General features: G+C 66.7%; 16 protein-coding genes. 8 read left to right on the top strand and 8 right to left on the bottom strand.

From position 1 onward, the window contains the following. Positions 1-124 precede the first annotated feature (124 nt). Together B5Y19_RS08005 and B5Y19_RS08000 are read left to right on the top strand one after the other, a co-directional pair. Positions 125-496, top strand: a complete 372-nt coding sequence (locus tag B5Y19_RS08005) for a response regulator (RefSeq protein WP_055727542.1) — start codon at positions 125-127, stop codon at positions 494-496. Positions 497-514: 18 nt separating this feature from the next. Then, positions 515-1,891, top strand: coding sequence for a PleD family two-component system response regulator (locus B5Y19_RS08000; RefSeq protein ID WP_055727446.1), 1,377 nt, complete (start codon positions 515-517; stop codon positions 1,889-1,891). A 450-nt stretch (positions 1,892-2,341) separates the two neighbouring features. Here B5Y19_RS08000 and B5Y19_RS26040 read toward each other — a convergent pair whose 3' ends face one another. From B5Y19_RS26040 to rnr, 5 genes are all read right to left on the bottom strand, one after another. Next, entirely contained in the window at positions 2,342-2,500 is a 159-nt protein-coding gene (locus B5Y19_RS26040; RefSeq protein ID WP_156367035.1) for a hypothetical protein, read from the bottom strand. 246 nt (positions 2,501-2,746) lie between these two features. Beyond that, entirely contained in the window at positions 2,747-2,914 is a 168-nt protein-coding gene (rpmG, locus tag B5Y19_RS07995; RefSeq protein WP_038367996.1) for a 50S ribosomal protein L33, read from the bottom strand. A 164-nt stretch (positions 2,915-3,078) separates the two neighbouring features. Then, positions 3,079-3,813, bottom strand: coding sequence for an NUDIX hydrolase (locus tag B5Y19_RS07990; RefSeq protein ID WP_055727447.1), 735 nt, complete (start codon positions 3,811-3,813; stop codon positions 3,079-3,081). After that, entirely contained in the window at positions 3,810-4,259 is a 450-nt protein-coding gene (locus tag B5Y19_RS07985; protein WP_055727448.1) for a DUF983 domain-containing protein, read from the bottom strand. Before B5Y19_RS07985 ends, B5Y19_RS07990 begins: the two co-directional genes overlap by 4 nt. Then, positions 4,259-6,577 (bottom strand): ribonuclease R, encoded by a 2,319-nt coding sequence (rnr, locus tag B5Y19_RS07980; protein WP_055727449.1) that lies wholly within the window; start codon positions 6,575-6,577, stop codon positions 4,259-4,261. Before rnr ends, B5Y19_RS07985 begins: the two co-directional genes overlap by 1 nt. Positions 6,578-7,201: 624 nt before the next feature. Between rnr and urtA the strand changes: the two genes are divergently transcribed. The 5 genes from urtA to urtE all read left to right on the top strand — a co-directional run bounded on the left by urtA (position 7,202) and on the right by urtE (position 13,074). Next, a complete protein-coding gene (gene urtA / locus B5Y19_RS07975; protein WP_055727450.1) occupies positions 7,202-8,497 on the top strand; it encodes an urea ABC transporter substrate-binding protein in 1,296 nt (431 codons plus the stop codon). Positions 8,498-8,719: 222 nt separating this feature from the next. Continuing rightward, entirely contained in the window at positions 8,720-10,321 is a 1,602-nt protein-coding gene (gene urtB / locus B5Y19_RS07970) for an urea ABC transporter permease subunit UrtB (protein WP_055727451.1), read from the top strand. Further along, positions 10,318-11,457 carry an urea ABC transporter permease subunit UrtC gene (urtC, locus tag B5Y19_RS07965; protein ID WP_055727452.1) on the top strand — a complete coding sequence of 380 codons (1,140 nt, stop codon included), beginning with the start codon at positions 10,318-10,320 and terminating at the stop codon, positions 11,455-11,457. The genes urtB and urtC overlap by 4 nt, the downstream gene beginning before the upstream one ends. Before the next feature lie 5 nt (positions 11,458-11,462). Beyond that, a complete protein-coding gene (gene urtD, locus B5Y19_RS07960) occupies positions 11,463-12,227 on the top strand; it encodes an urea ABC transporter ATP-binding protein UrtD (protein WP_055727543.1) in 765 nt (254 codons plus the stop codon). Positions 12,228-12,378: 151 nt separating this feature from the next. Next, on the top strand, positions 12,379-13,074 hold the full coding sequence (gene urtE, locus B5Y19_RS07955) for an urea ABC transporter ATP-binding subunit UrtE (protein WP_055727453.1): 696 nt from the start codon (positions 12,379-12,381) through the stop codon (positions 13,072-13,074). A 49-nt stretch (positions 13,075-13,123) separates the two neighbouring features. Here the strand turns inward: urtE and B5Y19_RS07950 are convergent, their stop codons facing one another. The 3 genes from B5Y19_RS07950 to B5Y19_RS07940 form a co-directional block, all read right to left on the bottom strand. Continuing rightward, on the bottom strand, positions 13,124-13,528 hold the full coding sequence (locus B5Y19_RS07950; RefSeq protein ID WP_055727544.1) for a carboxymuconolactone decarboxylase family protein: 405 nt from the start codon (positions 13,526-13,528) through the stop codon (positions 13,124-13,126). Then, positions 13,464-13,892, bottom strand: a complete 429-nt coding sequence (locus B5Y19_RS07945) for a MerR family transcriptional regulator (RefSeq protein ID WP_079591304.1) — start codon at positions 13,890-13,892, stop codon at positions 13,464-13,466. The genes B5Y19_RS07950 and B5Y19_RS07945 overlap by 65 nt, the downstream gene beginning before the upstream one ends. A 133-nt stretch (positions 13,893-14,025) precedes the next feature. Then, complete coding sequence (locus B5Y19_RS07940) at positions 14,026-14,436, bottom strand: PTH2-like family protein (protein ID WP_055727454.1); 411 nt, start codon at positions 14,434-14,436, stop codon at positions 14,026-14,028. Positions 14,437-14,506: 70 nt separating this feature from the next. Here B5Y19_RS07940 and B5Y19_RS07935 point away from each other — a divergent pair, with 70 nt between their 5' ends. Continuing rightward, positions 14,507-15,307: an AraC family transcriptional regulator gene (locus tag B5Y19_RS07935; RefSeq protein WP_244555520.1), complete on the top strand. Its 801-nt coding sequence runs from the start codon at positions 14,507-14,509 to the stop codon at positions 15,305-15,307. The last annotated feature ends 19 nt before the right edge of the window (positions 15,308-15,326 follow it).

The raw sequence follows: 15,326 nt of genomic DNA, 5'->3' as shown, positions 1-15,326 counted from the left end.
GAGTCGCGTATCCGGTTTGCGTTTCGTCAACTGCTCGCGTGCTACGACAATAATCGAACGACGCCGCCATTTTGGAAAGCCCGCTGCCTCCCGGCGGCTATCCCCGGCGCGAATGAAGGGCGGCCTGATGAAGACGGTTCTGATCGTCGAAGACAACGAGCTCAACATGAAGCTCTTCAACGATCTTCTCGAAGCGCATGGCTATGCGACCTTGAAGACGTCTGATGGCATCGAGGCCATCGAGCTGGCGCGGACGCACCATCCGGCCCTGATCCTGATGGACATCCAGCTGCCCGAGGTCTCGGGGCTGGAGGTCACCAAATGGATCAAGGAGGACGACGACCTCAAGGCCATACCGGTGGTGGCGGTCACTGCCTTCGCGATGAAGGGGGACGAGGAGCGGATTCGCGAGGGCGGCTGCGAGGCCTATCTCTCGAAGCCCATCTCGGTCGCGAAGTTCCTGGAGACCGTCCGGACCTATGCCGGCGCGGCCTGAGCCGCTGAAAGCGAAGCCATGACCGCCCGCGTCCTCGTCGTCGACGACATCGCCGCCAATCTGAAGCTGCTCGAGGCCAAGCTCTCGGCCGAGTATTTCAGCGTGATCACGGCTTTGAACGGCGTCGACGCGATCCGGATCTGCGAGCGCGGCGAGGCGGACATCGTCCTGCTCGACGTCATGATGCCCGGCATGAACGGCTTCGAGGTCTGCCGCAGGCTCAAGGAAACGCCGGCCACGGCCCATATCCCCGTCGTCATGGTCACGGCGCTCGACCAGCCGCGCGACCGGCTGCAAGGGCTCGATGCCGGGGCCGATGACTTCCTGACCAAGCCGCTCGACGACGCCGCGCTCTTCGCCCGCGTGCGCAATCTCACGCGGCTGAAGGCGATGACCGACGAGCTGCGCAGCCGCGCCATGGCGTCGGTCCGGCTCGGCATCGCCGACCCTCTGGCGGCGGCCGCCGCCGAAACCGGCCTGAACGGGCGCGTCCTGCTGGTCGAGGACCGGCCGGGCGTGGTCGAGCGTCTGCAGAACGCGCTCTGCGCCTTCCATGCCGTCGAGGTCGAGAGCGATGCCCAGCAGGCGGTGCTGCGCGCCGCCGAGACGGATTTCGACAGCGTCATCGTCAGCCTCGACCTTCAGGGGCAGGACGGCTTGCGCCTCTGCAGTCAGCTGCGCACGCTGGAGCGCACGCGCAATGTCTCCGTGCTGCTGATGGGGGAGGCGGAGGATCGCGCCCGCATCCTGCGCGGGCTCGACATCGGTGCGCACGACTTCCTGGTGCGCCCCATCGACCGCAACGAGCTGCTGGCGCGCGTGCGTACGCAGGTGCGGCGCAAGCGCTTCACCGAGCGGCTGCGTGACAGCGTCCAGTCATCCATGGAGATGGCGGTGATGGACCAGCTCACCGGGCTGCACAACCGCCGCTTCATGGACAATCGCCTGGCGATGATGTTCGACGAATCCGCCCTGCGCGCCCGCTCGCTCTCGCTCCTCCTCCTCGATGTCGATCACTTCAAGGCGGTCAATGACAGCTGGGGCCACGATGCCGGCGACGAGGTGCTGCGGGAGTTCGCCGACCGGGTCCGGGCCTGCACCCGCGGCATCGACCTGGTCGCCCGGCTCGGCGGCGAGGAGATCGTGGTGGTGCTGCCCGATACCGGCCGCGACGCCGCCTGTCGCGTCGCCGAGCGCATTCGCGAGCGGGTCGAGAGCGAGCCCTTCGCCATCTGCGGCAATACGCGCCAGATCAAGGTGACCGTCTCCGTCGGCGTCGCCAATCGTCGCGCCGGGGACGTTTCCTCGGCGGACATCATGAAGCGCGCCGACGACGCGCTCTACCGGGCCAAGGCCGAAGGCCGCAACCGCGTGATGGTCGCCAGCGCAGCCTAGCAGCCGGCCGAGGACGGTTCGCCGGCCGCTCGCATCCAAGAGATCTCGATCGGCCGACTTGGGGAGCTCCCCGGGGCAGGGCGCTGCGCCCACACGTCAAGCCACTTGGTGGCGTTTCTTCCCATGAAGGATCAAAGGAATACGCCAATATCCTGATGATATTGTTGAATGTGACCTAGAGTCACGAGTGCGTGTCTGCAGGCTTAAGATTATCAGGTAGGGTTAACGATCGATGAACATGCAGGTTTCGGTCGTATTTGATTGATTCGGACCCATCGAATTGTAAGGGTTTCCGCAACGCAGCGACCACCTCAAGGCCGCTCAGAGTTGCCCCTCGGAAGCTCAGGTCCGCCGCATCTCCTGGGAAGCCGAAGGGCTCGGCCGGTCGGTGACGGAATTCTGGCCTCCTCAGAACCGTCGCTGGCCGGCCACCTTTGCCCCCCAGCAGGCTCAGCGTCCGAGATAGCCAGCAATCGCCGCCGGCAGCCAGTAGCCGGCCGCGCCGAATATGGCGAGCAGGGCCAACAGGCCGAGGGCGGCGCCGATGCGCGTCGCAACGAAGCGCGAGGAATCGACTTCCACCAGGAGCTTGAGCAATCGTCGAAGCATCAATCTTCGCCTCGCTGCGGCGGCGTGCCGGGGAGGGGCGGTCGAGCCCGGCCATGACAGGCAGCATCTCGCCTGCCTCTGCCTGCCCGAGTCAATGGTGCGCCCGGCACCGGCGGCTTCTGGCGGCAATGGGTGACAATCGGATCACGATGGCCTCGAGGCGGTGCCGCATGCTTCGCCCTTGGCCCAACAAAAAACCGCCCGGTGAGGGGCGGTTTCTTCAATTCAAGAACCGAGGCGGGTGCCTCACTTGATCTTGGTTTCCTTGAACTCGACGTGCTTGCGCGCGACGGGGTCGTACTTCTTCTTCGACATCTTCTCGGTCATCGTGCGCGAGTTCTTCTTCGTCACGTAGAAGAAGCCGGTGTCGGCGGTCGAAAGCAGCTTGATCTTGATCGTCACGGCCTTGGCCATGGGTCTATCCTCGAACCATGCGGGCCGTTGGCCCTCGGAAAAGAAAATGGCCGGGCGAACCCGGCAAACCGTCGGCGTGGGACATGCCGCAAAGGGCCGGCGAAGTCAAGAAAGAATGACTGTTGGTCGCCGGCGCTGGCCGAAGCGGGCAGGAACGTGGCCTCTCAGAGCTCCTCGCGGACGAAGCTGCCGCGCTTCTCCCAGTAGAACGGCACCGGCAGATAGGGGGCGAAGCCGCCGGCGATGCGCGATTCGACCTCCTGCAGGATCACCTGTGTGATCGTCGGCAGGTCGAGCTGCTTCGCCTCCTCGAAATCGACCCAGACCAGATCGGTCAGCTCCGAATCGGGCCCGATGATCCCGTCGATCCGTTTCGCCATCGCCGAGGCGTCGACGGTGAAGAAGCGGGTGTCGAAGCGCTTCGGCCGGCGCGGCGGCGTGATCGCGCGCGCGACGAAGGTGACGGTGGAGAGGTCCGGAAACACGCCCAGCGCGGCGAAGTCGTGCCAGCTGCCTGCGGGAGCGTTCTCGGGCGCGCCGAACTCGGCCGAGCCGAAGAGCAGCCCCGTCTCCTCGAAGGTCTCGCGGATCGCGGCCAGCGCCAACGCGCGCGCCTTGCCCGCGCTCGGCCGCAGGCAGCGCTTGCCGAGCCGGTCCTCGCAGATCTGGGGCAGGGCGCCGGTCGCGGCCATGCGCCGGTCGCCATCGTCGATCCGCCCGCCGGGGAAGACGTATTTGCCCGGCATGAACTTGTGTCCGAGGTGGCGCTTGCCCATCAGCACCTTGGGCCGCGCGCCGTTGCGATCCAGGATCAGCATGGTGGCCGCATCCTTCGGCCGCAGATTGACCGTGGTGCGGACGCGTTCGGCCTGGGTCAGGGTGACGGTGTGATCGGTCATGGGCGTGGTCCGGGTGAGGGCGTGGGCTGGCGCTCCGGCCGGTCGGGCTGGCCGCCGAAGCCATGCATGCGCATGGCCCATTGCAGGCCGACGACCCCGCCCTTCACGGGCTGCATCAGCGCGAGGGAGAGGATCAAGGTCAGCGCGGGCCACAGGGCCATATGCCACCACATCGGCCAGTCGCCGTATTTCTCGGCGAGCAGGATGCCGCCGACGACGATGTGGCCGACGATGGTGATGACGATATAGGGCGGCAGGTCGTCCGCCTGCTGATGGTGCAGCGGCTCGCCGCAGGAAGCGCAGGTCTCGATCGGCTTCAGGAAGGCGCGGAACAGCCGGCCGTTGCCGCAATGCGGGCAGCGGCCCTTCAGGCCGCGCGATACCGCCTGGCGCCAGTCGCGCGCCTCGTCATGCGCTGCCGCCGCGTCGTGGAACTGGACGCCCATTACCGCCTCTTGCCGGAACCGCTCTTGCCCGCCCTGGCCTTGCCCTTCTTGAAGGCGGCGGGGCGGCTCATGCCATATGGCGCGCCGCCGCGGCGTTTGCCAGCGTGACCGGTCGTCACAAGCCGGCCGGCGGAGAGCAGTTCGAAACGCAGGGCGCCGGCCACGGGCGCGGCCTCGACCAGCTTCACATGCACCTTGTCGCCGAGCCGCCAGCTCTCGCCGGTGCGCTCGCCGATCAGGGCGTGGGCGGCTTCGTCATAGCGGTAGTAGTCGCCACCCAGCGTCGAGGCCGGGATGAAGCCGTCGGCGCCGGTGTCGTCGAGCTTCACGAAGAGTCCCGCGCGGTTCACGCCGCCGATGCGCCCATCGAAGCTCGCGCCGATCTGGCCGGCGAGGAAATGCGCGATCAGTCGGTCGGTGGTCTCGCGCTCGGCCGCCATGGCGCGGCGCTCTGCGGCGGAAATGCGGGTTGCGACCTCGCGGAGCTCCGCGAGCGTCGTGCTCCTCGGCAACCCGTCATCGCCGAGCTTCAGCGCCGTGATCAGGGCGCGATGCACGATCAGGTCGGCATAGCGGCGGATCGGCGAGGTGAAATGGGCGTAGCGGCGCAGGTTGAGGCCGAAATGGCCGTAATTCTCGGCGACATACTCGGCCTGGGCCTGGGTGCGCAGCACCACCTCGTTGATCAGCGTCTCGTTCTCCGAGCCCTTGATCATCGCCAGGATGCGGTTGAACAGCACCGGCCGCAGCGCCCCGTCCTTCGGCAGCTTGATGCCGATCGAAGCCAGCACCTCGCCGAGCGCGCGCATCTTCTCGAGCGAGGGCTCGTCATGGCAGCGATAGACCAGCAGGCTGCCGGCCTTCTCCAGCGTCTCGGCCGCCGCGACATTGGCGAGGATCATGAATTCCTCGATCAGCCGGTGCGCCGCCAGCCGCTCCGGCACGATGACGCGATCGACCGAGCCGTCCGGCTTCAGGATCAGCTTGCGTTCGGGCAGGTCCAGTTCGAGCGGCTGGCGCTGGTCGCGGGCGCGGGCCGCGATGCCATAGGCGGCCCAGAGCGGCATCAGCACGCTCTCGCGGATCGGCGCGGTCTTCTCGTCCGGCTTGCCGTCGATGGCGGCCTGCGCCTGCTGGTAGGAGAGCTTGGCGGCCGAGCGCATCAGCACGCGGTGGAAGGAATGGCTCTTCTTCGAGCCGTCCACCTTGAGCACGATCCGGACCGCTATGGCGGGCCGGTCCTCGTTCTCGCGCAGCGAGCACAGGTCGTTCGAGATCCGCTCCGGCAGCATCGGCACGACGCGGTCGGGGAAATAGACCGAGTTGCCGCGCTCCAGCGCCTCGCGGTCGAGCGTCGAGCCCGGCCGGACGTAAGACGCGACATCGGCGATGGCGACCGTGACGACGAAGCCGCCAGCATTGCCCGGGTCCTCGTCCGGCGCGGCGTGGACCGCGTCGTCATGGTCCTTGGCGTCGGCCGGGTCGATGGTGACGAGCGGCAGCGCGCGCCAGTCCTCGCGCCCCTTCAGGCTCGCGATCGGGGCGTCGGCCGCCTCTTGCAGGGCGGCGGGCGGGAATTCGTGCGGGATGCCGTGGGCGTGGATCGCGATCAGGCTGACCGCGCGCTCGGACTTGATCGAGCCCAGGCGCTCGCGCACCTGCGCTTCCGGCGGGCCGAAGCGGCTCTCGCGCCGCAGCGAAACGGAGACGAGGTCGCCATCCTGTGCCTCGCCGGTTCGGCCCTTCGGGATCAGCGCCTCGCGGCCCTGCGCCTTCTTGTCGATCGGCACCAGCCGGCCCGAGCCGTCGGGCAGCGCCCGGAAGATGCCGAGCACGGCCGCTCTCGCCTTGCCCATGATCTTGAGCACGCGGCCGGAATAGGCGAAGCCCTCGACGCCCCGCAGCCGGGTCAGTTTCAGGATGACCTGGTCGCCGACGCCGGGGGCGGGCGCCGCGCCCTTCTGCTTGCGCCGGCCCTCGCGGGCGCGCTCGACGAGGATCTGCGGCGGCGGGCCGGCTTCCTCCGCGTCCCATTCGAGCGGCTGGGCGACGAGATCGCCCTCGCGGTCGCGGCGCTTGATCTCGGAGAGCAGGACCGGGGGCAGGGCGCCGCGCGGATGCACCGGGCGTTCCTTGCCGTCGCCGCCGATCTCGCCCTCCTGCTCCATCTCGCGCAGCAGGCGCTTCAGCCAGATCTTGCCGCCCTGGTCGAGGCCGAAGGCACGCGCGATCTCGCGGCGGCCGACCTCGCGGCCGGCGGCACGCTCCTCCTCGATGAAGTCGAGGATCGCCGCGCGGCTCGGTTCAGGAACGGACAAGGCCGGTACTCATCGGGCAAAGTTGGAAGCAGGACACGATGCCTGTCTGCCATGCCTCGCGCCGTCGCGCCAGCATTCGCGAGATCAAAAGAAGAAGGGCCGCCCTTTCGGACAGCCCTTCCATTGTCGAACCGCGATCCAGCGAGCCGGATCAAAGGTGCGAAAACTCACGCGGAACAGGAACCCCAGCAAGAAGAGGTCCAGGTCCACCCGCCTTGCACCAGCGGTTGATGACAATGAGACACTGGATCACCTCCTTTCAGTTGTTGCCGACAAGGATGAGGCTAAGGCGATTCTCTCGGAGTCGTAAATGCCAAAAAAGTCACTGTGCCCCGCCAAAGCCGGGAGCCTTTGACCGCTGAAATCATGAGCAAATGCTGCGATGCACAAAAAGCGGGCGGGCAAGCTGGCGCTCGAATAGGCAATTTGGCTTCGATGAGCCCAATGATTGCGTTGAGACGGCGGTGTTTCGCAGGAAGTTCAGGAAAATTCTGTCAAACGACAGGGATTTGCGCTGTTGCCGCCATGTCTGCCGAGCTTGGCACAGGCCTTGCGAAAGTTGCTTCCGGGCCGGCGAGGCCTGCCGGCGTCGAGGGGCGCCGCCAACAAGCATTGCTTCGGGAGATGTCCGTGAACAGCAATCGTCGCGAATTCCTCGGCACGGCTCTGGCCGGTGCCACCTTCCTCGGCGCCTCCCGCCTGCCGGCGGCGGCGCAGCAGGAGACCATCAAGGTCGGCATCCTTCACTCGCTCTCGGGCACGATGGCGATCTCCGAGACGACGCTGAAGGACGTCATGCTCATGCTCATCGAGGAGCAGAACAAGAAGGGCGGCCTGCTCGGCAAGAAGCTGGAGGCCGTCGTCGTCGACCCCGCCTCGAACTGGCCGCTCTTCGCCGAGAAGGCGCGCGAGCTGATCACCAAGGACAAGGTCGCGGCCACCTTCGGCTGCTGGACCTCGGTCTCGCGCAAATCGGTGCTGCCGGTCTTCAAGGAGCTCAACAACATCCTGTTCTACCCCGTCCAGTACGAGGGCGAGGAGAGCGAGCGCAACGTCTTCTATACCGGCGCCGCACCGAACCAGCAGGCGATCCCGGCCGTCGATTATCTCGCCAAGGAGGAGAAGGTCGAGCGCTGGGTGCTGGCCGGCACCGACTACGTCTATCCGCGCACGACCAACAAGATCCTCGAGGCGTATCTGAAGTCCAAGGGCGTGAAGCCCGAGGACATCCTGATCAACTACACGCCCTTCGGCCATTCCGACTGGCAGACCATCGTCTCCGACATCAAGAAGTTCGGCTCGGCCGGCAAGAAGACGGCGGTGGTCTCGACCATCAACGGCGACGCCAACGTGCCGTTCTACAAGGAGCTCGGCAACCAGGGCATCAAGGCGACCGATATCCCCGTCGTCGCCTTCTCGGTCGGCGAGGAGGAGCTCGCCGGCATCGACACCAAGCCGCTTGTCGGCCATCTCGCCGCCTGGAACTACTTCCAGTCGATCAAGACGCCGGAGAACGAGGCCTTCATCAAGCAGTGGCAGGCCTTCACCAAGAACCCGAAGCGCGTCACCAACGATCCGATGGAAGCCCATGTCGTTGGCTTCAACATGTGGGTGAAGGCGGTCGAGAAGGTGAAGTCGACCGACCCGGACAAGGTCATCGACGCGCTGCCCGGCATCGAGGCGCCGAACCTGACCGGCGGCATCTCGAAGATGCTCCCCAACCACCACATCACCAAGCCGGTCTTCATCGGCGAGATCAAGGATGACGGCCAGTTCGACGTGGTCTGGAAGACCGACGGCCTCGTCCCCGGCGATGCCTGGTCGAAGGAGCTCGACGGCTCGAAGGATCTCGTCGGCGACTGGGTCGAGAAGAAGTGCGGCAACTTCAACGTCAAGACCGGCAAATGCGGCGCCGCCTGAGATCATGAGGGGGAAGGGCGGCACGGGAAAGATCCCGGCCGCCCTTCGGTTTTCGCCGCCTGCCAAAGCGGCTTCGCAGTCGAGCCCTCATCCTGAGGAGCGAGCAAAGCTCGCGTCTCGAAGGATGCTCCAGAGAGCGCTGGACCATCCTTCGAGACGCCGCTGTGCGGCTCCTCAGGTTGAGGGCTGGAGCCAGGTCCAGCTGTGAGACGAGCCAGGTTGATGTCCTTCCTTCACCGCCTGAAGCACGCACTCGTTATCCTCGTCGCGCTGGTCGCGGCCTCGGTCGCGTCGATCGCACAGACCACCGACGAAGCCTTCAAGCGGCTGGCGGCCGACAGCTATTCCGACACCTCCCGCGCCATCGAGATGCTCGTGGCGAGCGCCCATCCCAACGCCGCGCAGATCGTCGAGGCGCTGGGTGACGGACGGCTGTTGGCTGGACCGTCCGACGTGGTGGTGAAGACCACCGCCGGCGGCTTCGTCGATGCCCGCACGGGGCAGGCGCTGGGCGCCGCCCCCGACGGGTTGAAGCCGGTGCGCCTCAACAATGCCGTGCGTCGTGCGGTGCAGGCCGCGCTCGGCGGCCTCGGCCTGCTCAATCCCGATCCGGCGAAGCGGATCGCTGCCGCGGAAGCCGTGTTCAAGTCGCGCGATGCCGGCCTGCTGCCCGTCGTCGAGGCCGCAATCGGCCGCGAGACCGATCCGCCTGCGCTGAAAGCGCTCCGCCAGGCCCAGGCCGCGATCCTGATCGCCCGTCCCGATGCCCAGCCGCTCGATCGGCTCGCCGCCGTCGAGGTGCTCTACGAGCGTGGGGATCAGGACGCATTGGCGACGCTGCGCGCCCTGCCGGGCGACGCGACGCCGGCCCTCAGGGAGGCGCAGGCCAAGGCCATCGCCGCCATCGAGGGCCGCCTCAGGCTCTGGGCCATCGTCCAGAATCTCTGGTACGGGCTTTCGCTCGGCTCGGTGCTGTTGCTGGCGGCCATCGGCCTCGCCATCACCTTCGGCGTCATGGGCGTCATCAACATGGCCCATGGCGAGATGGTGATGCTCGGCGCCTACACCACCTTCGTCGTGCAGGAGCTGATCCGCGCGAACGCGCCCGGCCTGTTCGACTGGTCGCTGGCGATCGCGCTGCCGGCCGCCTTCATCGTCGCCGGTGCGGTCGGCATCGCCATCGAGCGCGGCGTCATTCGCTTCTTGTACGGCCGCCCGCTGGAGACGCTGCTCGCGACCTGGGGCATCAGCCTCATCCTGCAGCAGGCGGTGCGCACTGCCTTCGGCCCGACCAATCGCGAGGTCGGCGCGCCCGCCTTCATGTCGGGCGCCTTCGAGCTCGGCGGTCTGGCCATCACCTATAACCGGCTCTGGATCATCGTCTTCGCCGCGCTGGTCTTCGCGGCGTTGCTCGCCATCCTGAAGCTGACGCCGATGGGCCTGCAGATGCGCGCGGTCACCCAGAACCGGCGCATGGCCTCGGCCATGGGCATCCGCACCGGCCGCATCGACGCGCTGACCTTCGGGCTGGGCTCGGGCGTGGCGGGATTGGCCGGCGTCGCGCTCTCGCAGATCGACAATGTCAGCCCCAATCTCGGCCAGAGCTACATCATCGACTCGTTCATGGTCGTGGTCTTCGGCGGCGTCGGCAATCTCTGGGGCACGCTGGTCGGCGCCATGACGCTCGGCGTCGCCAACAAGCTGCTCGAACCCTATGCGGGTGCCGTGCTCGGCAAGATCGCGCTCTTGGTCTGCATCATCCTGTTCATCCAGAAGCGCCCGCGCGGCCTGTTCGCGCTCAAGGGCCGGGCGGTGGAAGCATGATCGCCCGCTTCCTCCTCCAGAACATGGACCGGCGCGCCGGCATCTTCCTCGCCATCCTGCTGGCCTTGGCCGTGTTGGTGCCGGCGGCGAACCTGCTCCTGCCGGCAAGCTCGCCCTTCCATGTCCCGACCTCGACCCTGGCGCTCTGGGGCAAGTATCTCTGCTACGCGCTGCTGGCGGTCTCGCTCGATCTGGTCTGGGGTTATTGCGGCATCCTCAGCCTCGGCCACGGCGCCTTCTTCGCGCTCGGGGGGTACGCCATGGGCCTCTATCTGATGCGCCAGATCGGCACCCGCGGCGTCTATGGCAATCCCGTCCTACCCGACTTCATGGTCTTCCTGAACTGGCAGGAACTGCCTTGGTACTGGTGGGGCTTCTCCTCCTTCCCCTTCGCCATGCTGATGGTGCTGCTGGTGCCCGGCCTGCTCGCCTTCGTCTTCGGCTGGTTCGCCTTCCGCTCGCGCGTCACCGGCGTCTATCTGTCGATCATCACGCAGGCGCTGACCTATGCGCTGCTGCTCGCCTTCTTCCGCAACGACATGGGCTTCGGCGGCAATAACGGCCTGACCGACTTCAAGGACATCCTCGGCTTCAACGTCCAGGCGCAAGCGACTCGCGCAGCTCTGTTTTCCATGACCTGCGTCATGCTGGCAGCGGGCTTCCTGATCGCCCGCGGCATCGTCGTCTCGAAGCTCGGCAAGGTGGTGATCGCGGTCCGCGACGCCGAGTCCCGCACCCGCTTCCTCGGCTACCGGGTCGACCGCTTCAAGCTCTTCGTCTTCACCGTCTCGGCCTGCATGGCGGGGGTGGCCGGCGCGCTCTACGTCCCGCAGGTCGGCATCATCAACCCCAGCGAATTCGCCCCGGCCAACTCGATCGAGACGGTGATCTGGGTCGCGGTCGGCGGGCGCGGCACGCTGGTCGGTGCGGCGCTGGGCGCTGTCGTGGTGAACGGTGCCAAGACCATGTTCACCTCGGGCTTCATGGCGCCTTACTGGCTTTTTGCGCTCGGCGGTCTCTTCGTCGTCGTCACGCTGTTCCTGCCCAAGGGCATCCTCGGTACGGCCGAGGCCCTGTGGCGCCGCCGCCGCAAGCCGGAAACCATGCCGGCGGCCGAGCCGGCCCCGGCGGAGTGAAGGCGATGAACGCTCCCGTGCCCGGCGCACTCACCTCCTCGCTGCTCTATCTCGACGGCGTCAGCGTCTCCTTCGACGGCTTCAAGGCGATCCGCGGCCTGTCGCTGACCATCGAGCCCGACGAGATGCGCGCCATCATCGGTCCCAACGGTGCCGGCAAGACCACGATGATGGACATCATCACCGGCAAGACGAAGCCGGATGTCGGCACCGTGATGTTCGGCGGCACCGTCGACCTGACCAAGCTCGACGAGGCCGCGATCGCCAATCTGGGCATCGGCCGCAAATTCCAGAAGCCGACGGTCTTCGACAGCCATACGATCGAGGACAACATCCTGCTTGCGCTCAAATCGAAGCGCACCGTCGGCAAGACGCTGTTCTGGAAGACGGAGGAGCCGCAGCAGAAGCGCATCGACGACATCCTCGGCATCATTCGCCTCGCCGACAGGCGCGACCGGCTGGCCGGCTCGCTCTCGCATGGCCAGAAGCAGTGGCTGGAGATCGGCATGCTGCTGGCGCAGGACCCCAAGCTCCTGCTCGTCGACGAGCCCGCGGCCGGCATGACCGATGGCGAGACGGCTCAGACCGCGGTGCTGCTCAAGGAAATCGCCAGGGACCATTCGGTCATCGTGGTCGAGCACGACATGGGCTTCATCCGCGAGCTCGGCGTGAAGGTCACGGTGCTGCATGAGGGCTCGGTGCTGGCGGAAGGCCCGCTCGACCATGTCAGCGCCAATGAACGCGTCGTCGAAGTCTATCTGGGGCGGTGAGGATGGAATATTTGCTCAGCCCTCATCCTGAGGAGCCGCGAAGCGGCGTCTCGAAGGATGTTCCAGATCGTTCCAGAGCCTCCTGGAACATCCTTCGAGACGCGCTCCGGCGAAGCGCTCCTCAGGATGAGGACTATGGGGAGGGAGGTCCATGCTGACCGTCGACGCCATCGACCTGCATTACGGTGCCGCCCAGGCCCTGCGCCGCGTCTCCGTCACGGCCGAGACCGGCAAGGTCACCTGCGTGATGGGCCGCAATGGCGTCGGCAAGACCTCGCTGATGCGCGCCATCGTCGGCCATCAGCCGATTACCGCCGGCTATATCCGCCTCGATGGAGAGGACATCTCGGCCCTGCGCAGCGAAGAGCGCGCACGGGCCGGCATCGCCTATGTGCCGCAGGGGCGGGAGATCTTCCCGCTGCTGACGGTGAAGGAGAATCTGGAGACCGGCTTCGCGCCGCTGAAGCGCCGGGAGCGCTACGTTCCGGATGAACTCTTCGACCTCTTCCCCGTGCTGAAGTCGATGCTCGGCCGGCGCGGCGGAGACCTCTCGGGTGGCCAGCAGCAGCAGCTCGCGATCGCGCGGGCGCTGGTCACCCGACCCAGGTTGCTGGTGCTGGACGAGCCGACCGAGGGCATCCAGCCCTCGATCATCAAGGATATCGGCCGCGCCATCGACTATCTGCGCAGCAAGGGCGGCATGGCGATCGTGCTGGTCGAACAGTATTTCGACTTCGCCCGCGATCTCGCCGACACGATGTTCGTGATGGATCGCGGCGAAGTCGTGCTGTCGGGACCGATGGCCGAACTCGACGGCAATCAGGTCCAGCGGCTGATCCAGGTCTGAGAGCAAGACCCGCTGATCAAGAGTCGACGGGTCCAGAACATGCCACGCGTCAGGCTGCCATGTCGCGGGCGGCGAAGACTTCCTTCGCCGCGAAGAGACCGTTCAGCGCGGCCGGAAAGCCGGCATAGACCGCCATCTGCATCAGGATCTCGGTGATCTCCGCGCGCGAGAGCCCGACGTTCAGCCCGGCCTCGATATGCACCTTGAGCTGGGGCGCCGCATTGCCCATCGCTGCAAGCGCGGCGATCGTCGCGACCTCGCGGGCGCGCAGGTCGAGGCCGGGCCGCGAATAGATATCTCCGAACGAAAATTCGAACACGTAATCGGCGAAATCGGGTGCGATGTCGGCGAGAGCCGCGATCACCTTGTGGCCGGCTTCGCCATCGATCTCAGCGAGGGCGCGCTTGCCGCGCTCGAGACGACTGTTGGCGGCGTTGGAAAAGCTCTGCGTCATAATCATCGATCCTCTTATCGGAGTCGGCATAGCCGTCGATTTTGGTGTCGAGGACGAGAAGGCAGGCGTTGAGCTCGTCTACCCGGGCACGGACCTGTTCACGGTGCCGTTCCAGCAGGGCGCGACGCTGGGCTCCGGTTTCGGAGCCGAGTTCCCGCAAGGCGGCATAGCGCAGCATCTCGCGGATCGGCATGCCCGTGGTCTTGAGCTTGCCGAGGAACTCGATCCAGACGAGGATCGAAGCGTCGTAGTCGCGCTGGCTCGACCGGTCCCTGTCGGCATAGGGCAGGAGCCCGATCCGCTCGTAATAGCGGATCGTATGGGCCGATAGTCCCGAACGCCTGGACAGCTCGCCGATCTTCATGGGCGCCTTCTTCTCATCACGACGCCCGGGAAGCTACGGCTTCGAGCGCGCTCTAAGTCAAGCGCCCATCAAGGCGGAAAATCCGGCCGGGTCGGCCCGCATGACGGAGGAGCTCGACGGTTGAATCGAAATCTCAACCGTGGAGCTTCAAGCCCTTGACGATCTTGTCGATCTCCTTGCGCTCGGCATGGAGCCCGAGGCCGACGAGATCGAGATCGGCCGTCGCGACCGCTGCCACCGCGGCGCGGTTGTCGCTGTCGTTGCCGGTGGCGAACAGCTCGTTCGTGTAGAGATGGGGCCGCACGCCGCGACCCTGGGCGCGCTGCAGCACCTGCTTCAGCTCCTCGCTCGTGGCGGCGAAGATCAGCACAGGCTGCCGGACGAGCGGGCCGTAGAACCGCCCCGAGCCGTCGCGATAGGGCTCTCCGGAAATCTCCGGCGCCGCGCCGACGAGCCCGCCGGCGAGGAAGCTGGCGACGTTGAGTTTCTGCCAGGTCGCGAGATTCTCGCGCACCACGATGGCGATCTTGGTATCGTAACGCATGGACCGAGCGGTAGCCGAGGCAGGAAAGGCGCGTCTTGAACGATCGTGCGGATCGGGCGCCGAGGATTGGGTGAAGCTCGGCACCGGCGCCGACGGCCTCGAGCGGATCGAGGCCTTCTTCCGCGGCTACGCCTATGATCCCCACAGACACGATACCTATGCCTTCGGCCTGACGCTCTCCGGCGTGCAGCGCTTCGACTATCGCGGCGCCCGGCGCGACAGCCTCAGCGGCCATGCGATCGTCATCCACCCGGACGAGATCCATAACGGCCGCTCCGGCATCGCCGAGGGCTTCCGCTATCGCATGCTCTATGTCGAGCCGCGGCTGATCCGGGACGCGATGGGCGAGCGGGGCAGGGCCTTGCCCTTCGTCTCGGCCGCCGTCTCGCAGGACCGGCGGCTGCTCGGTGCCATCGTCTCGGCCTTGCAGGATCTCGATGGGCCGCTCGATGCGCTGGCGGCGGATTCCATGGTCGCGCGCCTCGCCGATGCGCTGCTCGCGCTCGACCCGTCGGCAGGCAGGATGCGGCCGGGCCGCGTCGATCTCGCTGCGCTGGCGCGGGCCCGCGGCCATCTCGACGCCCATGCGACGCAGGCGGTGGATTCGGGGCAGCTCGAAGCGGTGACGGGGCTCGACCGCTTCGCGCTGGCGCGGCAGTTCCGCGCCGCTTTCGGCACGAGTCCCTACAATTACCTGGTGATGCGCCGGCTCGATCGGGCCCGCAGGATGCTGGCGCGGGATGCATCCCTCTCGGACGCCGCCTTCGCCTGCGGCTTCGCCGATCAGAGTCATCTGACCCGCCAGTTCCGCCGCGCCTATGGCATCACGCCGGGACGCTGGCGCGCCCTGCGCAAGCAGGCCGAACGCTAGCGCCGGCTTGCTCAGCCGG

Origin of the sequence: Allobosea thiooxidans, assembly GCF_900168195.1 — a bacterium.
In the GTDB taxonomy this organism is placed as follows: domain Bacteria; phylum Pseudomonadota; class Alphaproteobacteria; order Rhizobiales; family Beijerinckiaceae; genus Allobosea; species Allobosea thiooxidans.
This window is presented reverse-complemented; position numbering and strand designations above follow the sequence as displayed.